We start from the raw sequence: 20,381 nt of genomic DNA, 5'->3' as shown, positions 1-20,381 counted from the left end.
GATGGTCAGCCGGGAGACAATACCGAAAACGATGCCGTGACGGCATTGACCTACACAGTCAAGGACGCGGACAACAGCACCACCACGGGTACGCTGACCATCACCTTTGATGACGACATGCCGAGCGCTACCGATGAGGCAGCGCAAAGCGTGGCGGAAGGTACCACCAAACTGGGGACCTTCGACTTTGTACCTGGTGCCGATGGTGCCGGAGTTAGTCATATCAATGGCATTGCACTGACCTTTGGCGGTGATGGTTACTCTCAGGTTGTGGATGTTGGCAATGGTGTGCTCAAGGTGAAAGCGGACGGCAGTTACAGCTACACGGCCGATGCGTCGGTGAATAACACCAACCCAGTGACCGACAACCTGACCTTTACCGTGACCGATGGTGATGGTGATGCTGTTACCAAGGCTGCCAGCTTCAACATCACCGATGCCAATGTGCCAACCGGTGGTTCAACCACTGCCGCGGTGGATGACGACGGTCTGACTGGTGGCAATCCGGCGAGTACCACGGGCGATTTGGTGGTGGCACCGGATCCAGACACTAACGAAGCCACGTTCAGTGGCACCCTGACCTTCGGATTTGGACCTGACGGCGCGGGTAGCGTCAACTTCGCTGCGATGCACGGCACCAGTGGAACGGTTGGCCAGGAAACGGTGAACTACAGCTGGAATGGCGCCAACAATACGCTGACGGCCACGGGTCCACGGGGGCCGCTGTTCAGCGTGGTAGTGAACCCGAGCACGGGAGCCTATACCGTGACGCTGCTGGATAACGTGCAGCACGCCACCTTGGATGGTCAGCCGGGAGACAATACCGAAAACGATGCCGTGACGGCATTGACCTACACAGTCAAGGACGCGGACAACAGCACCACCACGGGTACGCTGACCATCACCTTTGATGACGACATGCCGAGCGTCGGCAGTAATCTCACGGTGCAACTTGACGACGACGCCTTGGCCAACGGCATTCCGGATGGTCCGAATGACGATGACAATGCGGTAAACACGAACGGCATCCTCGCTCATAACTTCGGGGCGGATGGTGCGGGAATTGTGCAATGGCTGACTACGGGGGCGCCGGCTGGCTTTACCTATGAAACGAATGCCGCAGGATCTCTGTTGGTCAAACAGGGCGCGACCACAGTGCTGACCGTAACCCTGAATTCGACCACAGGGGCATATAGCGTGACGCAGAACGCGCCTATCCAGCATGCGAATGCGGATCAGGAGAACAACCAGGCGTTTACCTTGAACTATCAAGTGACCGATGGCGATAACGATACCGCGAACGGCACGCTGGCTATCAATGTCGATGATGATACGCCGCTGGCGAAGAACGACACGGCCACAGTTGCTGAGTCCAGTGACAAGGACTTCAACGTCGCCTTTGTGCTGGACTCCAGCGGCAGTATCAGCAATAGCGAGTTCACAACCATGATGAACGCCGTGAAGGCGGCGGGACAGGCGCTGTTCAACGGTACCGATGGCGATGTGAAAATCACCATAGTGGCGTTCTCTTCGGACCCACTGGCATATGCCTCTGTGACATCGATCGCTGCGTTCAATGCGCTGGTAGATAGCATCATTGCCAATCGCCCGTTTGACGACGGCACCGATTTTACTGCCGGGATCCAGCAAACCATGGTGTCTTACTTCCCGATTGAGGGCTGGAGCAACCAGGTCTTCTTCATCAGTGACGGAGACCCCAATGAGCAGCTAGGTACTGGTGGCAACTCGCTGAGTGACGCGACGGCAACGGCTTGGAACACCTTTGTCGATAGCAATGCCATCAACGTCACCACTATTGGTGTGGGGGACGGTATCAACACCGCCCGTCTGCAGGATGTTGATCTCGATGGTAGCGGAGCCCCGATTCTGGTAACCGACTTTAGTGGCCTGATCAATACACTGCTTGGTCAGATCTCGGGCAACTTCGTCAGCGGCAACGTTCTGCTCGGCAACAACAACGCTGTGGGTGGCGGTGATGACGATTCATTCGGTGCCGATGGTCCGGGGCGGATCATGTCCATCAAGATCAATGGCACGACCTACGCCTGGGACGGAGTTATGGATGGCGATCAGCAGCTGACCAACATCACGACGGCTCTGGGTGGCAAGCTGACCTTTAATTTCGCCACAGGCGCATGGGGTTACACCTCGCCGCAGAGCGTTGCAGCGGACACCAGCGAAAGCTTCGACTATGTGATCGTCGACAAGGATGGCGATCAAGCGAGCGCTACTCTGACGATCAACATCGAGGATGCTGCACCGGTGATCGGTAAGGTGGACGAGGACGAACTGCCTGGCGGCATCACCGATGGCGATGCCCAGACGACAATCGTCTCCGGAAGCTTGGTTGAGCTATTGGTCGGTACGAGCAGCGGCCAGTTCAGTCTGGATACCACTCCCAATGTCATGCCATCCCTGACCTCGGATGGGGTGGCGGTCACCTACGGTTTCTCTGGGAATACCCTGACGGCGATGGCAGGTGCGGTAACTGTCTTCACCTTGGTGGTGCAGAGCAATGGTTCCTACACCTTCACCCTGCTCGGGCCGCTGGATCACCCGAATGCCAATGGTGATGACAACGAGATCCTGACGCTGAATCTGACCGGGGCCATTCGGGCTTCCGATGGCGTCAACCCGCTGCCGCTGGCTGGTGATCTGCTGATTCAGGTGGAAGATGATGTACCGACCATCCAGGCCACCACCAGCCTGGTGTATTCCAACAGCAGCAACCCGGGTGGTGGCACTGGTGTGTTCGATTACAGCACCGGCGCGGATAATCGCGGTACGGGGCCGTTCTCGTCAGCCGACTCGGATTTCAATGCCATCGGCCTGACGGGAACCGTCGGTGGCACGCTTATCACATCGCAATTGGTCACCTGGGTGTCAGAGAATGCTAGCACGGCCACCTTTGATATTGAGTTCAATTACGCGCCGAACCCCGCCAGTCCAGGGATCACGCAGGAGGCAACCGGTACACTGATCTTCGACAAGATCAACGGTACCTATACGGTATCGTTGGATGAACCGATCGAAGGCTTCGGTGTTCTCAAAACCAGTGCCTCGTTAAGTATCACGGGCTACGCGTCGGGCGGCAGTGTGCCGGATAACTCTCAGCCGGATGTGTCTGTGGCCAAGTTGGACAATGATTTTTATGTCCAGTTCAGGAGTGCCGCAGAGCCCGGTGGGGGTACCGGGACCAACAATCTGCAGACCGGTGGTGTTAACACCAACATATTTGCCAATGGCGAGTTGTTCACCCAGGCGGCTTCCTGGGTCAGCGTCTCGAACTCGGCGAACGGTGTGGCTGGCGATACCATCGGCAAGGGTGAGGTGCTGGACCTGACATTCCATACCACCAACCCGACCGGTACCGTCGTAGCCAACCCCGATGGCCGGGCGGAGGGTATTTTCCTCAAGTTCGACGGTATCAATAATGAAGACCTAGTGGTGGTGCTGAAACTGATCGGCACGGGTGGCATAACAACCACTCGGGCTTTGGTGATCAGCAACAGTGATATCGCCAGGTCTGGCAGTAGCGCAGCGACTCTGGCAGCCTTGCTGGCTTATGGCATTACCCTGGACAACAACGATGGGGCCATTGTCATCGAACACAATGACTACAACGGTGTAGGTGAAGACTGGCAGATCTACGGCGCGCAGATCCTGACCAGCGTGGAGGACATCACCACTACTACGGCGCTGAACTTCAATGCGGCCTTCGGTGATACGGGTGGTTCGAATTCGACCACGAACTTCACTGGCCAGACCGACAGCGACGTGGTGAAAGTCTCCGACATCGGCCTGATCACTTCGGAAAACACCACACTGGATGCCGAGCTGGACTTCCAGGTTGGGGTTAAGGATGCAGATAATGATGCTGCTTCCAATACCAATCTGCATGTGACCATCGAAGCTGGTACCACCTTCACCGGGTCGGCCTTGGCGGATGTGATTCAGGGCGGTGAAGGGAACGACACTCTCTCTGGTTTGGCCGGTGACGATACGCTGATTGGCGGACTGGGTAATGACCTGCTGATCGGTGGCACGGGTAGTGACACCCTGACGGGCGGTGCAGGCAAGGATACCTTCAAGTGGCAGGCGGGCGATGCCGGTGGGACAGATACCATCAAGGACTTCACCCCTGGTAATGGTGGGGATGTACTGGACCTGAGTGAGATGCTGAGTGGGGAGCATGCCAATGCAGCCACACTGGATCAATATCTTACCTTTGCATCAGGTCCGGGTACCAACAAATCGACCCTGACGATCGATTTGGATGGTTCTGCGGGAGCCGGTACCACTACTCATACCATCTCCTTCGATAATGTGGATTTGACTGCGGGTAAATCAAATCTACAGATCATCGAGGACTTGCTGAATCAGGGCAATCTGAAGGTTGATCCTTAATCAAGCAAGGGGACCGGGCATGCCCGGTCCCTATTATTTGAGGATGAGGGAAGTTAAGATAACGGCAGTATCAGGAGAGGGTCACCATGCAGTCATTTAACTGGGTCGACATCGATGGCATTCGCTACAGCTGGGACGGACAGGATAGCATCCTCTGCACCGGCCGCTTTGGCTATCAGGCCACGATGACGGGTGACAAGATCAGCGCCCTGGATCTGGAGAGCGAGGATGGAGAGGTAGCGGGGTCGCTCAATGTGGACTTCGCCGCATCGAGCATCAGCTTCACACCGGCAGAGGATGCACTCTTGCCCCACATGGTGGTGCTGGTTGGCCACGAGCTGGGACAACAGGAGTATTCACTGCAGAGCCTGAGTGACAGCTCCTTGCAGGATCTGCTCAGTCATGGGGACGATTTTGACTGGAGTTCGCTGGCGGTTATCACGGTGCCGGAGCCGGTATTGCCCTCCCAGGGACATGTTTTGTCGTGGGACTCCTTCCATTTCGAAGAAGAGAGCCTGCTCGGTGCGCGCGAGTCTGCCCCCCTGATGGCGAGTCATGGCAGTCTGCTTGGCAGCGAGATCAGCATCAACATCGATATGACCAACCAGGTGCTGGACCATATCCCCCCCCTGCACGACATATGAATCTCATTCGACGACGGGCATAATGACCTCACTCTAATCGATTGAGGTTTTTTTCTATGTGGCGTTCCCTTCTTACCCTGTCTGCCTTGGTTGTCAGTGCCCCCTTGTTGGCCATCGAGGTGCCCCAGGCACCGCATCTGGTGGTCAGTGGCTACGCCGAGCAGAAGGCCGAGCCCGACATGTTGACCCTCAACGTCTCCGTGACCGCGCTGGAGAAGCAGGGCATCAAGGCCAAGCAGCAGGTCGATACCAAGGTGGCCGCCTTCTTTGGCAAGCTGGAAGGGCTGGGCATCAAGCGTACCGATGTGGAGGCTGGCAATCTGGTGGTCTCCCCCGAGTATCAATATCCGCAAAACAAGAAACCCGAGATGGTGGGTTACCGTGCCCAGCGCCAGCTGGCGGTCAAACTCTACCAGCTCGACAAGCTGAGCCAGCTGATGGATACCGCGCTCGAAGCAGGCCTGGAGTCCGTCTCCCAGATTGAATACGGCCTCAAGTCGCCCCAGACCATCAAGGAGCAGGCCCGTCTTGGCGCGGTGGCTGACGCCACGGGCAAGGCGGAATCCCTGGCCAAGGCCTTCGGCATGAAGCTCGGCAAGGTTTACAGCGTCGAGTATCGCAACAGCGCCCCCATGCCGGTCTATAGCCGGGCCCTCAAGGCCGCCGCCGCGCCTGCCGCAGACATGATGGAGAACAGCTATCAACAGCAGCAGATCAGCATCACGGACAACGTGGAAGCCGTCTTCCTGCTGGAGTAATGCCGCGGCCCGTTGACCGCTAGTGTGAAAAAGCCCGAGGCGATTGCCTCGGGCTTTTTGTTGTCAGCGCCAGCGGCGCACCGCGGGTCTGCAAGATAGCGACGGCTCGAGGGGCATGGGGTGCTGGCAGATGACCCGTCAGGCATGCGTCGGGATAGGGGAGGGTGTTCGCTGGGCTTCTGCAGTTGTTATGGCTGCAGGGCCCGGATATGAAAATGCCGGTCAGCGACCGGCATTTGAATCAAATCAGGGAGGGGCAGGTCAGCCGATTTCGGCGGCAACCCGTCCTTGACGTTTGGGCTTGAACTGATAGCCGATCGCCAGCACCACCAGCCAGACCGGGATCAGCATCACCGAGATCTCCATGCCCGGGGTCAGGTACATGATGACCAAGATGGCGGCCATGAAGGCCAGGCAGAGATAATTGCCGAACGGGTACCAGAATGCCTTGAACTTGGGCTCTACCCCTTCGGTCTGCTTGGCCTTGCGGAACTTGAGGTGGGCGAGGCTGATCATGGCCCAGTTGATGACCAGGGCGGAGACCACCAGCGCCATCAGCAGACCAAAGGCCTTGCCCGGCATCAGGTAGTTGATCAGCACGCACAGCAGGGTCGCGGCGGCAGACACCGAGAGGGCGACCAGTGGCACACCGCTCTTGTTGGTCTTGAGCAGGCTGCGCGGGCCGTTACCCTGCTTGGCCAGGCCAAACAGCATGCGACTGTTGCAGTAGACACAGCTGTTGTAGACGGAGAGCGCGGCGGTCAGCACCACTATGTTGAGCACCGTGGCCACCAGGTTGCTGTCCAGCGCGTGGAAGATCATCACGAACGGGCTGCCACCTTCCACCACCTTGACCCAGGGGTAGAGGGACATCAGCACGGCCAGGGCGCCGATATAGAAGATCAGGATGCGGTAGATCACCTGGTTGGTGGCCTTGGGAATGCTCTTCTCGGGATCATCGGCTTCTGCCGCCGTGATACCGACCAGCTCCAGCCCGCCGAAGGAGAACATGATCACCGCCATCGCCATCACCAGTCCGCTGATGCCGTTGGGGAAGAAACCGCCCTGGGCCCACAGGTTGGTCACGCTGGCTTCCGGACCGGCGCCGCCGGAGAACAGCAGATAGCCGCCAAAGCCAATCATGCCAACGATGGCCACCACCTTGATGATGGCGAACCAGAACTCCATCTCGCCAAACGCCTTGACGTTGGAGAGGTTGATGGCGTTGATCAGCACGAAGAAGAAGGCGGCCGACATCCAGGTCGGGATCTCGGGCCACCAGTACTGGACATAGATGCCAACCGCGGTGAGTTCGGCCATGCTGACCAGCACGTAGAGCACCCAGTAGTTCCAGCCGGAGGCGAAGCCAGCGAAGTCACCCCAGTACTTGTAGGCGAAGTGGCTGAAGGAGCCGGCGACCGGCTCTTCCACCACCATCTCGCCGAGTTGGCGCATGATGAGGAAGGCGATGAAGCCGCCGATGGCGTAGCCGAGCAGCACCGAGGGGCCCGCCATCTTGATGGTCTGGGCAATGCCGAGAAACAGGCCGGTACCGATGGCACCGCCCAATGCGATGAGCTGGATATGGCGGTTTTTCAGGCCACGTTTCAACTCTTCGCCGTTTTGTTGAAGATCCATTCTTCCTTCCTTACGTCGCTGAAGTCACTCGTCTGTCGTCTCGTCTGCCGCCTCACATCCTGTGAGCCGGTCGGCACTCTGTGCTGAAAACGTGACGAAATCCGTATTAATTTCGTTACGGCGTGCCACTTGTTGTTTTTTGTGGCAGCTACCAACCCGAGCAGAATAGTGATAATCGACCGCCAATGCACCTGATTTCCTCATGTTCGGGTGGTTTTTTCGGCTCTAATCAGGTTTTTCATGATCTGGAAAGGGGGTTGCGAAGCGACTGCTGGTTTTGTGTGCGAACGGTTTTGTGGTTATTGATTTTTCGCTCGGGCTGTGGGCTTATGACTCTTTGCCAAAAAAGGACTCATATGATCGAGCGTATTGTGGGTGCCCTGCTGACCGCCGCCCTCTGGCTGGCGCTCTGGCTCTCCCCCATGTTGCTGACCATGGCGGCGGCCTGCGGGCTGGTCTGGGGATGGCAGGGAGGCGACTATCTGGTGGCGCATGTCACCATGGTGCTGGCGGTGGCCGCCGGTGTGGGCTTGCTGCCCGCCTGCTGGTTGAGCGAGCGGATACGAAGACGCCATGGCCTGCTGAACTTTCATGCCATGCTGATGAACAACAGAGAGCTCAACAACCCGCCCATGCCTCCCCACTCCTGATATGAAACGGAGCCACAGGTTCACTGTTGGCTCCGTTTTTACTGCCCCTCATCCGTATTGCCAGCTTGCCAGCGGCCTATTCCTCTATAGGGCCGCCGCGTCTGCTCGTTCTATCAGCAGAGCTGGCGACGCAGCCCGGTAGCCTCCAGAATTTTTGCGCTGATCTCCTCCACCGAATGAGAGCTGGTATCGAGGAAGCGGATCGCCTCCTGGCGAAACAGCCGCTCCACGCTTGCCAGCTCCTGCTCGCACTGCACCAGCGAGGAGTAGCGACTGTTGGCGCGGCGCTGGTTGCGGATCTCGTGCAGCCGCTGGGGCGCTATGGTGAGGCCGAACAGCTTGTGGCGATTGGCCTTGAGGGGCGTTGGCAGCTCGAGCGTGCCCATGTCCTGCTCGATGAAGGGGTAGTTGGCGGCGCGGATGCCAAACTGCAGCGCCAGATAGAGGCTGGTCGGCGTCTTGCCGCAGCGGGAGACGCCGATCAGGATGATGTCCGCCTCGTCGTACTCCCTGGTGGTGATGCCGTCGTCGTTGGTGAGCGCGAAGTTGACTGCCTCGATGCGATCGTCATACAGCTTGCGGTTCTCCATGCCGTGGGTGCGATGCAGCCTGGGCTCGGCCTTGATCCCCAGCTCCTGCTCCAGCGGGCTGACGAAGGTGTTGAGAAAATCGTGGCTGCTGGCCTGGGCCTTGAGCACCTCTTCCCGCACCAGGGCGTCGACTATGGTGTGGAACAGGATGGGGCGGATCCCGGTCTGGCGAAACTGTTCATCGATCCTGGCCCTTACCTGACGCGCCTTCTCCAGGGTTTCCACGAAGGGAATGGTGACTTGTTCGAACACCAGCGGAAACTGGCTCAACACGGCATGGCCGAACACCTCGGCGGTGATGGCGGTGCCATCGGATACATAGAATACGGTGTGCACGATGCGCTCCTGTGATGCGGGCTGGCGGGGTTGCGAGCAGGAAGTATCTCTCGAAACCATATCACTTTTGTCAACCGGTCTGCTGTTTCCAAGTTGTGAACTCGCTTGCAAACCTGAGTCGTTACCTTTTTGTATCGGCATTGTAGAATGTCTGTGTCAGACGGCCATCCCCAAATCTTGCACGGGGATTTTTTTGACAATAAGTAGAAAACGTTTTCATGGTCGTTGGCAACAGCACACCAACAAAAACACATAATTTGGCACAGCAGGTGCGTTGGCACCCTGGCCCACCAATCTGGAGACATGCAAATGCAACAGTACGTACTCTGGTACGAACAGCTCGGAATGCAGGATGTAGAACGAGTCGGCGGCAAGAATGCATCCCTTGGCGAGATGATCAGCAACCTCTCCGGTGCCGGTGTATCCGTCCCTGGCGGGTTTGCGACCACTGCCTTTGCGTTTAACGAGTTTCTGGAGTTAAGCGGTCTCAACGGCAAGATCCACGACCTGCTCGACAGCTTGGACGTGGACGACATCGCCGCCCTCAACCGGGCCGGTCAGCAGATCCGTGACTGGGTGGTGGACGCGCCGTTCCAGCCCGCGCTGGAGCAGGCCGTGCGTGCGGCCTATGACAAGCTGAGCGCCGGGCTCGAAGCGTCCTTCGCGGTGCGCTCCTCCGCCACCGCCGAGGACATGCCGGATGCCTCCTTCGCCGGTCAGCAGGAGACCTTCCTCAACGTGCGCGGCATCGACTCCGTCATGACCGCCATCAAGCATGTGTTTGCCTCGCTGTTCAACGATCGCGCCATCTCCTACCGGGTGCATCAGGGCTATGACCACAAGGGCGTGGCGCTCTCGGCCGGGGTGCAGCGCATGGTGCGCTCGGACTTGGCCTCCTCCGGCGTCATGTTCACCCTGGATACCGAATCCGGCTTCAACGACGTGGTCTTCATCACTGGTAGCCAGGGCCTCGGCGAGATGGTGGTGCAGGGGGCCGTCAACCCGGACGAGTTCTATGTGCACAAGCCAACCCTCAAGGCCGGTCGCCCCGCCGTGGTGCGCAAGACGCTGGGCTCCAAGCTCATCAAGATGACCTACTCCGAGGACGCCGGTCACGGCCGTCAGGTGAAGATCGTCGACACCCAGGATGCCGAGCGCAACCGCTTCTGCATCAGCGACGACGAGGTGATGGCGCTGGCGAAACAGGCGCTCATCATCGAGCAGCATTACGGCCGCCCGATGGACATCGAGTGGGCCAAGGATGGTCAGGACGGCCAGCTCTACATAGTCCAGGCCCGTCCCGAGACGGTGCGCAGCCGCCAGGAGGCGAATACCCTGGAGCGTTTCGCGCTCAAGCAGTCCGGCGGCAAGGTGCTGATCGAGGGGCGTGCCATCGGCCACAAGATTGGCTCTGGCCCGGCGCGGGTCATCTCCTCCATCAGCCAGATGGACGAGGTGCAGCCCGGCGACGTGCTGGTCACCGACATGACGGATCCGGATTGGGAGCCCATCATGAAACGGGCCTCGGCCATCGTCACCAACCGCGGCGGCCGCACCTGTCACGCCGCCATCATCGCCCGTGAGCTCGGCATCCCGGCCGTGGTGGGTTGTGGCGACGCCACCGCCCGTATCGAGGCGGGTCAGCTCATCACCGTCTCCTGCGCGGAAGGGGACACCGGCTTCATCTACGACGGCGAGCTCGACTTCGAGGTGGCGGTGACCGAGGTGGGCAACATGCCGCGCCTGCCCATCAAGATCATGATGAACGTCGGCAACCCGGACAGGGCCTTCGACTTCGCCCAGCTGCCGAACGCCGGCGTGGGTCTGGCGCGCCTGGAGTTCATCATCAACCGCATGATAGGCGTGCACCCCAAGGCCCTGCTGGAGTTCGATCAGCAGAGCCCCGAGCTGCAGGCCACCATAGCCAAGATGATCGCCGGTTACGACAGCCCCCGTGAATACTATGTCGCCAAGCTGACCGAAGGCATCGCCACCCTGGCCGCCGCCTTCTGGCCGGAGCGAGTGATAGTGCGGATGTCGGACTTCAAGTCCAACGAATACGCCAACCTGGTGGGCGGTCGTGGCTACGAGCCCCACGAAGAGAACCCCATGATCGGCTTCCGCGGTGCCTCCCGTTATATCGCCGACAGCTTCCGTCCCTGCTTCGCCCTCGAGTGTGAGGCGATGAAGCGGGTGCGTGACGTCATGGGTCTGACCAACGTCGAGGTGATGATCCCCTTCGTGCGCACCGTGGGCGAGGCGGAGCAGGTGGTGGAGATCCTGGCCGAGAACGGCCTGCGCCGCGGTGAGCGGGGCCTCAAGGTCATCATGATGTGCGAACTGCCCTCCAACGCCCTGCTGGCGGATCAGTTCCTGCAACACTTCGATGGCTTCTCCATCGGCTCCAACGACATGACCCAGCTCACGCTCGGACTGGACCGGGATTCGGGCCTCATCGCCCACCTGTTCGATGAGCGCAACGAGGCGGTCAAGGCGCTGCTGGCGATGGCCATCAAGGCCGCGCGCAAGGCGGGCAAGTATGTCGGCATCTGCGGCCAGGGCCCGTCCGATCACCCGGACTTCGCCGCCTGGCTGGTCGAGCAGGGCATCGACTCTGTATCGCTCAACCCGGATACCGTGGTCGACACCTGGCTCTATCTGGCCGAGCAGCACCAGGCCAGCTGAGCCGCGCTTGCGGATGCCATACGGCGATAGTGCCGCACTGTGATAAATAAAAACGGCGCCCGAGAGGGCGCCGTTTTTATGTCGGAATACGGTGCATTTCTATTTTGTTTTTTGTCCGATGACTGCCTCCTACTGCGCCAAAATAGCGTGCCAGATCGTGGTCTTACACTCCGTTACATCGGCGGCCCTCCTCATCCCCCCATAATGAGCCTGCCACGTCATGGACAGGCTGGCGGATCCGCATTTTTGCGTCATGCGAGCCGGGTTGGAGAAAGAGGTTCCGCCTGCGCTCGCCCATCAATCAGTTGTTGGTGTTTTATGAGGCCAGGGTAGGCAGATGGCACAGAGCGTAGCAAATCAAGTTCTCAGGAGAATGCTGACGGCCTGTCAGCAACAGGGGGGAGATCCGGATGCCCTGCTGCTGGCCGCCGGTTTGACCCCATTCGATATCAACCGTGAGCATGGCCGGATCCTGGCCCAGAGCCATTACCGCCTGCTGAGTCTGATGCAGGGCCATCTGAGCGGATTTCACGAGGGCATCTTGTCCTATGAGATCGCTCAGCTCTATGAGCACTATCCGGTGCTCATCAGCCTCTGCCTGAACCAGCCATCCCCTCGCGCCGCCATCGAGGCCCTGCTGCGCTATCGCACCGTCATCGGCAACTGCGACGATTACCAGGTGAGGCTGGGGGCGCTGCACACCCAATATGAGTACATCAATCAAGGACCTGCCGCCCTGGGGGCGAGCCAGGCCATCCCCAATTTTGTCATCCTCTTCCGGATCCTGCGGGCCTATGTGCCCGCCCTCGCCGTGTCGGTGGGGTTCGTCGGCAGGCCGCCTGCCCATCACCGCCAGCTGGATCACTTCTTCGGTACCCACTGCCGCTGGGATCAGCCGGGCAACACCCTGCTCATCGCCAATGCCCTGCTGGATACCCGCATCGATAGCTACAACGGCTTGCTGTGCCGCTTGCAGACAAGTCAGCTGGATAGCATCTGCGCCGACATCGATGAGCGGGTGCCCTTTGCCAATCTGGTGGCGGATCTTATCCGTCACCGGATCCGCGGCGGTGTCATGGACAGCGATGACCATCTCCTCAAGGACGTCTGCTCGGCCATGAATATCAGCCGCTGGACCCTGAACCGAAAATTGCAGGGGGAGGGCAGCAGTTTTTCCGCCATCCTGAAGCGGGTCAAGATGATGGAGGCCTGCCGGTTATTGGGGGAGAGGGAGCAGCCGCTGCAAAATATCAGCGATCTGGTGGGCTTCTCCTCCCAGAGTGCGTTCAATCGCTTCTTCAAGGCCAACGCCAATATGACCCCGCTGGCCTACCGCAATACCCGCCAATAAGAACGGGACCAGGCGCAGGTCTGGTCCCGTAAAGGTGCTCGGATCATCATGGGAGCGTGCGCCGGGGCGCCGCTCCCGCCGCCTTATTTTGTCACCGTGGTGACGGTGGTGGCATCCACCCCGCTTGGCAGGGCCAGGGCGCCCGCCGTGGTGTTGCTCACCACTATCTCCTTGCTCAGCTTGAAGGTGACGGGGGTGGTGGCGGAGACGTCCGATGAGGGGCTGATGTAGGCGCTGTAGCTGCCCGGCTCCAGGATCCACTGGTTGCTGGCCTCATCGAAGCTGGCGAGTATGCTGGCCGGAATGGTGAAGCTCAGCTGCTCGGTGGCGCCAGGGGCCAGTTGTTTGGTCTTGGCGAAGGCCTTGAGCTCTATGGTCGGTTTTTTCAGTTTGACCTCGGGGGCGGTGATGTAGACCTGGGCCGCCTCCTTGCCCGCCACGCCGCCGGTGTTGGTGATGGTCGCCGTCAGCACTATGCTGCCGGCCGCACCATCGGCCAGGGTATTGCTGGCGATGGCCGGGCTGGTGTAGCCGAAGCTGGTGTAGGAGAGGCCAAAGCCGAAGGGGTAGGAGACGGCCTTGTCGAAGGTGCTGTAGTAGCGATAGCCGACGTAGATCCCCTCGTTGTAATAGAGATCGTCCGGCTCGCCGTCGCCGTCGGTGTCCTCACCGGGGAAGCTGGTCGAGGAGGGGACGCTGGCGTAGCTTTGCGGGAAGCTCTGGGCCAGCTTGCCGCTCGGGTTGACCGCGCCTGAGAGCACATCCGCCACCGCGTGGCCGGTCTCCTGACCCGCCATGTAGGCCAGCAGGATCCCGTCCACCTTGTGACTCCACTGGGTGGTGTCGATCACCCCGTTGACGTTAAGCACCACCACCACCTTTTTACCCTGGGCGTGGAAGGCGTTGCTCACCGCATCGATGAGGGCGGTCTCGTCATCGCCGAGCAGGTAGTCGCCCTTGCTGTTGCTGCGATCCGCCCCCTCACCGGCCTGGCGGCCCAGGCTGATCACCGCCACGTCCTGCTCGCTGGCGGCCGTGGCGATCAAGCCGGTCAGCTCGGGGCTGACGGCGGCCTCTGCGCAGCTATAGAAGCCCTTGGAGCCGAATTGGCCCTCGTGATAGACCTTGTTGGCCTCATAAAAATCGCCGTAGTAACTCTGCAGCGCCCCGTTGACCGGGAAGCGGCTGGCCAGCCCCTGGGCTATGGTGGTGGTGCCGGTTGCGTTCACGTCCCCGCTGCCGGTGCCACCCTTGTAGGTGTTGATCTGGTTGATGCCAAAGCTGGCGACCTTGCTGGTCGCGGCAATCGGCAGGGCGGCGGCTTCGTTGCGCAGCAGCACCATGCTCTCGGCCCCGGCCTGCCGAGCCAGTTTGGCATGGGCGGTCAGATCCGGGCGGTTGCTGACGGCCAGCTGGCTGTAGGAGGGGCTCTTCATCACCTGGGTCAGGATATGGATGGCGGCCTCGGTCACCTTGGCCTCGCTCAGATCGCCGTGGTCGATGGATTGCTGCAGCTGCTCCTTGACGTTGCCAGGCTCGATCAGATCTTGCCCCGCCAGCACCTGCTTGTAGGCGTTGTTGGCCACGTCGCCGGCGAACCAGTCGGACATCACCAGGCCGTCAAACTGCCACTCGTCGCGCAGCACCTCGGTCACCGCATCCCTGCGCTCGTTCACATAGGTGCCATTGACCTTGTTGTAGGAGGTCATGATTGCCCAGGGCTGGGCCTCGTCCACGGCGATCTGGAAGCCGCGCAGATAGATCTCGCGGAAGGTTCTCGGCTCGCCGATGTCGTTGATCTGGTTGCGGTTGGTCTCGGAGTTGTTGCCAAAGAAGTGCTTGATGGTGGTACCCACCCCGTTACTCTCCACCCCGTTTACCATGGCGGCGCCCATCTTGCCGGTCAGCAGCGGATCTTCCGAGTAGTACTCGAAGTTGCGGCCATTGAGCGGGTTGCGCTGAATGTTCATGCCCGGCGCCAGCAGTATGTCCACCCCGTACTGCCTGACCTCATCCCCCATGGCTTCCCCCACGGACTCGACCAGCTCGACGTCCCAGCTGGAGGCCAGCAGCGAGCCGATGGGCCAGGCGGTGGCATGGTAGGTGGCGCTGTCGTCGTCGCGGTTGGCGCTGATCCTAAGGCCCGCCGGGCCGTCGGCCAGCTTCAGGGCCGGGATGTCGATGCCGTCGGCGCTGCGGCTCACCCCGTTGATGTAACCCGCCACCCCGGCGACATCCTGCTTGACGTTGACGGCGCCGTTGGCGCTGCCATAACCGGGGCCGGAGAGCAGATCCAGCTTCTCGGCCAGGGTCAGCCTGGCCACCATGGTTTCGGCCTGAGCACGGTAATAGGCGTCATCCTTGACGATGGGGGCGTCGGAGTCGTTCTGGTTGCAACCCACCAGGATCCCGGCCAGGGCCAGGCTGACGGAAAGTGAAACCGCTTTCATTCTTGTGGTGGTGATAGGCATGGAGGCCTCCTCGTAACTGTCTGAATAAAAAGGTAAGTGTGATACCGACTCCGGGAGCTGACCGGGCCGCTCTGCTGGCGGCTTGCCATGGATATCGATGAAGGCGTCGGGTGGGCCGTGCGTGGCCATGAGCCCGGGCCGCAGGCAGGTTAGCAAGTCGGCGTCGGCCCGCCTTGCCTCGGCGGGGCGCGAAATGTGCAGTTGGGGGCAAGGGTGCGAAGTTGTGACCGCGGTCGCATCGGGGCCTGGGTGGGCGGGCCGGTTTGTCTCCATCGGGGATGTGCAGGAGGAGAAAAGGGGCCTATGGCCCCCTCGATGGCATGAGTGTTCGGCTCGGGGAGCAGACAGATCACCTGGGCTGTTGCTCGGCGCCGGCCAGCTCGATCTGCACCTTCCCCCGCCGGGTAGCGATATTAGAGTTCGGTGACGTTATGTAAAGCACACAACGGACGAGCGTTATTTGCGCAATTATCAACATGCCAATGGATGCTCTGTATGCGCGTTCACACCCTATCGTCAAACTATCCTCACTGATAAAGCCATTGCTTAATCCAATGGCTTCCCGACTATCAAGTATTTCATCGGTCTGGCCGCCGCTATGGCCGTCATTGTTTTGTTATTTTATCGAGTCAAAGCTCTACCATTTCATTTAACAAAGGTAATAATTTTAGGTTTTAATATCGCAATGATATGATTGGCTGGTGATTTACTCCGACTCAATGGGGTCTTTGTTGGTGATTGATGCTACCTATGTAGTTGTTATTAATCATTTTTTATTTATTGTGAATAAATTATTTTATTATCATTAATTCACCTGTTAATTCTGTGAGAATAACGTTGTTCAGCCTGAAAATGGTAATTGGGTTGGTAATGACGGAACTCATCGAAGATGCAGAGTCGTCAGTTACTGGTTAACACGGAGGCTGGTCATGCTTGAACTGGAAGTAATAAGAAGGCACACAATGATAACGTATCTTGTCAATAAGGATGGTAGCGTTGTTATTGATTTAACTCATGGCACATTTACATTCCTTAATTTTGCTGGCACTGAACAGTTGCAAGTTATAAAGATGGGGACAAGGGAGGCCAGTGTTTTAAGATATTTGGTCCGCAATAGTGGCTATCTGGTGTCTAAAGATGAAATTCTTAATAGCGTTTGGAGTGGTCGAGTTGTCTGTGAAAACACAGTGTCGGTCGCATTGTCCAATATCAGGAAACTGCTAAGGAGGGTTGATCAAGATTGCCGCTGTCTGGTTACAGTAGCTCGCGCCGGATACATTTTTTATCCTTATCGTTCAGGATTGACTATCGAGAATAGCCATGACGATCAAGACATATGACAAAAATTCTAAATATATCAAGCATACGTTGGAACCTATTGTTGAGCTCAACACTGGAAATATAGTGTCATTTGAAGTGGTTTCACTGAGTGCCAACAAGACGGTATTGAGTGAACATTATCCAGGCGATGTAAGACAGCATACCCTGGTCTCTCTTTTTATGCGGCAACTGGAGTTTTTTCAGAAGCTGAACAGGCATGATGAACATCTTTACCACACTGTGTTCATCAATATCAATCCCATCATATTTAGCAAGATGGTCTCTTGGGAAGATTTCCTGCCTTTCGTATTCCAGTTTGGGATCAACATCGAGTTTGATAATTCAAGTGTTCTTGATGGCATCTCTGATGCAACACTGAAAAATATTCTTCAGCTTAGAAAACTCGGTGTGAAATTCTGGATAAACAATGCCGATGAAGCCGTCCATACTATTGCAGATGAGTTGCTGCAGGCTTTTGATGGTATCAAGATAAACAAGCACTTCTTTTGGCAATGTTTTAACAGAAATGATGCCAGCTTCATCGAAAATACATCTGCAATATGGGGAAGTGAGCGAGTCCTCGTCGAGGGAGTTGAAAACAGACATCATCTCTCTTTTGTGACGGCACAGGGTCTCGTCCAAGGGCAGGGGTTTCATTGGCGAGCGAGAGCGGCACGACATACGACCTGGCATTAATAGCATGAGCGGATCCTGGCTACCCGACATCAAGCTCCCTCACCTTTGCGATAGGCACCTATCAAGGATCGAGCTGGTTGAAGGTGGGGGTCATCTAATTTAGCCAATACGGCTAAAGACAAGGGGGCCAATGGCCCCCTTGATGGCATGAGGTGTTCGGCTCGGGGAGCAGATCACCTGGGTTGCTGCTCGGCGCCGGCCAGTTCGACCTGCACCTTCACTCCTTCCTGCTTGAGCCGGGTGGCGACGGCGTTCAGATCGGTGCCGGACTGTGCCTCCAGCAGGGCGATGCCGCCGCTGCTCTGCTTGAAGCGCAGGCCGTGGCGCGTGGCCAGTGCCCTGGCCTGATTGTCGTCGGCCTCCACCAGCAGGGTGCCGCTGACGGTGAGCTCGGGGCTGGCCGCTCCTTGCAGCAGGATGTCGCCGCTGCGCAGGCTGGGTTGGGTTGCCTGGCCGTCCAGGCTGCGGGCAACCCGCTTCTTGCTGCCGTTGTCCGGCGTCAGGTAGGTCTGGCCGTTCACCTCTATGGTGCTGTACTGCTTGCCGTCGATCAGCACCGATTCCCCGGCCATGGCCTGAGTGGAGAGCGAGGCCAGCAGGCCTGCCAGGGCAAGGCTGAGTAAGCTGTGTTTCATGTTGTGACTCCTGTGCAATTAGAGAGGGGCGGCGTCATGGCCGAGCACCCGCAGGGACCAGTTGAGCAACTGGCCAGGCTGGCTGTTGTTGCGCTCGGTCAGGGTGCTGCGGGCGTTGGTGCTGAGGTTGCGCAGTGCAACCTGGCGGTTGCCGCTGGCGACGTCGGTCACCTCCAGTCGCCACTCGCCCTGGGCCTGCTCGCCGTAGAACTTGTGGGAGAGCATGCGCATGTCGCGCAGTCCCCGGGTGCGCACATAACCCAGCTGCTGCCGGTCGAGGGATTGGCCCACCAGGCTGTTGTTGGGGTTGAGCAGCACGCTGCGGGTGCCGGAGGGGGAGACCAGCTCGATCAGCAGATCGGGTAGGCGCTGGTGATCCAGGCTGACCAGCACCTGCACCGCCTCCACGGTCAGGGGTTGATCGACCCGGGCGCCGGAGCGGGTCGGGGCGCTGCCGAGATCCGGGATGGCCCCGGCGGCGCGATCGCGCACCGTCACCTGCTGCCACGGCAGCTGCACCAGCGGCGGCAGGGGCTCATGGGTGGCGGCATCGACCAGGGCCCGGTTCACATCCACCAACCCGAAACCATAGGTCGGGCTGTACCAGATGCCGGCGGCGTTGCGCTCCCAGCCTTCCAGCCCCGTCACCTGACGGCGCTGGCCATCGGCGGCGGTGTAGCTCAGCTGCACCGGCGCCTGCTCGGCATCGAGGCGGGTGGCGCTGCGGGCCAGCAGATCGCGCAGATCCCGCACCGACAGGTCCGGATAGGCGGACATCAGCAGCGCCATGGCCCCGGCGGTATTGGGGGTGGCCGAGGAGGTGCCGTTCATCACGCCGTTGTAGTCGCAGCTGGCATCCAGTTGCGGATTGCCGTGCAGCCGGTTGGTGCTGGGATCGTCCAGCCGGTTGTAACCCATGTCGCAGCCGGGCAGATCCGTGGTCACCATGGCTGGCGCGTCCGTGCCGTATTCCCCGCCGGGGGCCGTCAGGAATACGTTGCTGCCGACGCTGGAGTAGGACGATCGCACCCCGTTCGCGTTGCTGGCGCTGACCACCAGGTTCCAGAAGTTGCTGTTGGAGGGATCTATGTTGCTGTTTTCAAACGGCAACCTGAGGTCGCCGCCGCTGCGGTTGAGGGCATAGTTGCCGGCGGCAATCCGGCTGAAGCCGTTGCCTGCCGCCTTGATGTAGGCCGCCCCTTGCGCCTGCTGGGTCATCCGCTCGAACAGGCGATCCAGCTGTAGCTGGTCCAGCCCGTCGGCTCTTTGCGGATCGACCAGGCTCATGCCGTAGCTCTGATTGAAGACCCGGTTATCGCCGCTGGCCGGGCTGTCGCCGAGGGCATAGAGCCAATCCTGCTGCAACTGCTGGCTGTCGTTGTCGAGCAGGTTGAACCCCTGCAGCTGGGCGCGGGGCGCCACGCCTCTGGTGCCGATGGCGTTATCCACCGCGGCTATGATGCCGGACACCGAGGTGCCGTGGGCACTGTCCGGATCGGTTGGCGTCGGGTCGTCGCCGCCGGTCACCACGTTGCGTGAGCCGGGGCGGACGTTGTCGACCAGATCCGGGTGGGCGATGGCCAGGCCATCGTCCACCACGGCCACGTTGATGCCCTGACCGAGCACCTCGGTGCGGTGGGCCCACCAGAGGTTGAGGTCATTGCCTGCCACGCCGGCGCGGGGGCTGAAGGCATCCTGGCCACTGTTGAGCAGGTGCCACTGTTGATCCTGTAGAGGGTTGATGCCGGGCAGGCAACGCGCTGCGCTGCCGCGACCGGTATCCATGCCTGCCTCTCTGCCGGTGAGGGGGGTACAACTCTCATTGGCCTGAACCGAGACGGCAGGCAGGGCCGAGAGCAGGGCCGTGATTGCCAACGCTAACGATGTCTTTCTCATTGATAAACTCCATCTTAAGGGCGCACCGTCCGAGGTGCGCTGGCATCTATACATGAGAAGACACGATTCAAAAGACTCTCAATTCAGAGTTGTGAAGGGGTTCATATAAACCCCATTTGAGCCCATATGGGGGTATCAATGTGACGACGCTCGTGTTTTATTGAGAGCTATTCGCATCTGTCATTAGTGATCTTTTTGTCTATAGATCGTTCTGTTGTTAGGTGTGCCTCTGCTCGCCCGCTGGGGGGAATCGCCATGGCTGTGGTCTGATGTGAACCCTGTT

General features: G+C 59.2%; 13 protein-coding genes. 8 read left to right on the top strand and 5 right to left on the bottom strand.

Translation table 11 applies throughout. From position 1 onward, the window contains the following. Positions 1-36: 36 nt before the first annotated feature. From AACW18_RS13905 to AACW18_RS13895, 3 genes are all read left to right on the top strand, one after another. A complete protein-coding gene (locus AACW18_RS13905; RefSeq protein ID WP_218388995.1) occupies positions 37-4,428 on the top strand; it encodes a beta strand repeat-containing protein in 4,392 nt (1,463 codons plus the stop codon). A gap of 86 nt (positions 4,429-4,514) precedes the next feature. Next, a complete protein-coding gene (locus AACW18_RS13900) occupies positions 4,515-5,072 on the top strand; it encodes a hypothetical protein (protein WP_218388994.1) in 558 nt (185 codons plus the stop codon). A 56-nt stretch (positions 5,073-5,128) separates the two neighbouring features. Then, complete coding sequence (locus tag AACW18_RS13895; RefSeq protein ID WP_218388993.1) at positions 5,129-5,830, top strand: SIMPL domain-containing protein; 702 nt, start codon at positions 5,129-5,131, stop codon at positions 5,828-5,830. 261 nt (positions 5,831-6,091) lie between these two features. On the opposite strand, the gene AACW18_RS13890 is transcribed toward AACW18_RS13895, so the two are convergent. Further along, positions 6,092-7,468: an amino acid permease gene (locus tag AACW18_RS13890; RefSeq protein WP_042652508.1), complete on the bottom strand. Its 1,377-nt coding sequence runs from the start codon at positions 7,466-7,468 to the stop codon at positions 6,092-6,094. Positions 7,469-7,824: 356 nt separating this feature from the next. Here AACW18_RS13890 and AACW18_RS13885 point away from each other — a divergent pair, with 356 nt between their 5' ends. Further along, positions 7,825-8,118: a hypothetical protein gene (locus AACW18_RS13885; RefSeq protein WP_238566427.1), complete on the top strand. Its 294-nt coding sequence runs from the start codon at positions 7,825-7,827 to the stop codon at positions 8,116-8,118. Positions 8,119-8,231: 113 nt separating this feature from the next. Here AACW18_RS13885 and ppsR read toward each other — a convergent pair whose 3' ends face one another. Further along, positions 8,232-9,044, bottom strand: coding sequence for a posphoenolpyruvate synthetase regulatory kinase/phosphorylase PpsR (ppsR, locus tag AACW18_RS13880; protein ID WP_033130900.1), 813 nt, complete (start codon positions 9,042-9,044; stop codon positions 8,232-8,234). Between the two features lie 309 nt (positions 9,045-9,353). Between ppsR and ppsA the strand changes: the two genes are divergently transcribed. After that, on the top strand, positions 9,354-11,729 hold the full coding sequence (ppsA, locus tag AACW18_RS13875; protein WP_042652507.1) for a phosphoenolpyruvate synthase: 2,376 nt from the start codon (positions 9,354-9,356) through the stop codon (positions 11,727-11,729). A gap of 373 nt (positions 11,730-12,102) precedes the next feature. Continuing rightward, a complete protein-coding gene (locus tag AACW18_RS13870; protein WP_218388992.1) occupies positions 12,103-13,080 on the top strand; it encodes an AraC family transcriptional regulator in 978 nt (325 codons plus the stop codon). A gap of 83 nt (positions 13,081-13,163) precedes the next feature. Here the strand turns inward: AACW18_RS13870 and AACW18_RS13865 are convergent, their stop codons facing one another. Continuing rightward, positions 13,164-15,551 carry a beta-glucosidase gene (locus AACW18_RS13865; protein WP_218388991.1) on the bottom strand — a complete coding sequence of 796 codons (2,388 nt, stop codon included), beginning with the start codon at positions 15,549-15,551 and terminating at the stop codon, positions 13,164-13,166. Positions 15,552-16,480: 929 nt separating this feature from the next. Between AACW18_RS13865 and AACW18_RS13860 the strand changes: the two genes are divergently transcribed. Together AACW18_RS13860 and AACW18_RS13855 are read left to right on the top strand one after the other, a co-directional pair. Then, positions 16,481-16,891 carry a winged helix-turn-helix domain-containing protein gene (locus tag AACW18_RS13860; protein WP_218290835.1) on the top strand — a complete coding sequence of 137 codons (411 nt, stop codon included), beginning with the start codon at positions 16,481-16,483 and terminating at the stop codon, positions 16,889-16,891. Then, on the top strand, positions 16,872-17,567 hold the full coding sequence (locus tag AACW18_RS13855) for an EAL domain-containing protein (RefSeq protein ID WP_218290836.1): 696 nt from the start codon (positions 16,872-16,874) through the stop codon (positions 17,565-17,567). Before AACW18_RS13860 ends, AACW18_RS13855 begins: the two co-directional genes overlap by 20 nt. Positions 17,568-17,740: 173 nt before the next feature. Here AACW18_RS13855 and AACW18_RS13850 read toward each other — a convergent pair whose 3' ends face one another. Continuing rightward, a complete protein-coding gene (locus AACW18_RS13850; RefSeq protein ID WP_218290837.1) occupies positions 17,741-18,202 on the bottom strand; it encodes a serine protease chaperone in 462 nt (153 codons plus the stop codon). An 18-nt stretch (positions 18,203-18,220) separates the two neighbouring features. After that, positions 18,221-20,098: a serine protease Asp gene (asp, locus tag AACW18_RS13845; protein ID WP_218290838.1), complete on the bottom strand. Its 1,878-nt coding sequence runs from the start codon at positions 20,096-20,098 to the stop codon at positions 18,221-18,223. Positions 20,099-20,381 lie beyond the last annotated feature (283 nt).

Origin of the sequence: Aeromonas sp. sia0103, assembly GCF_963895295.1 — a bacterium.
Classification (GTDB): Bacteria; Pseudomonadota; Gammaproteobacteria; order Enterobacterales; family Aeromonadaceae; genus Aeromonas; species Aeromonas encheleia.
Note: the sequence above shows the minus strand (reverse complement) of the source record. Positions and strands in the feature narration are given on the sequence as shown.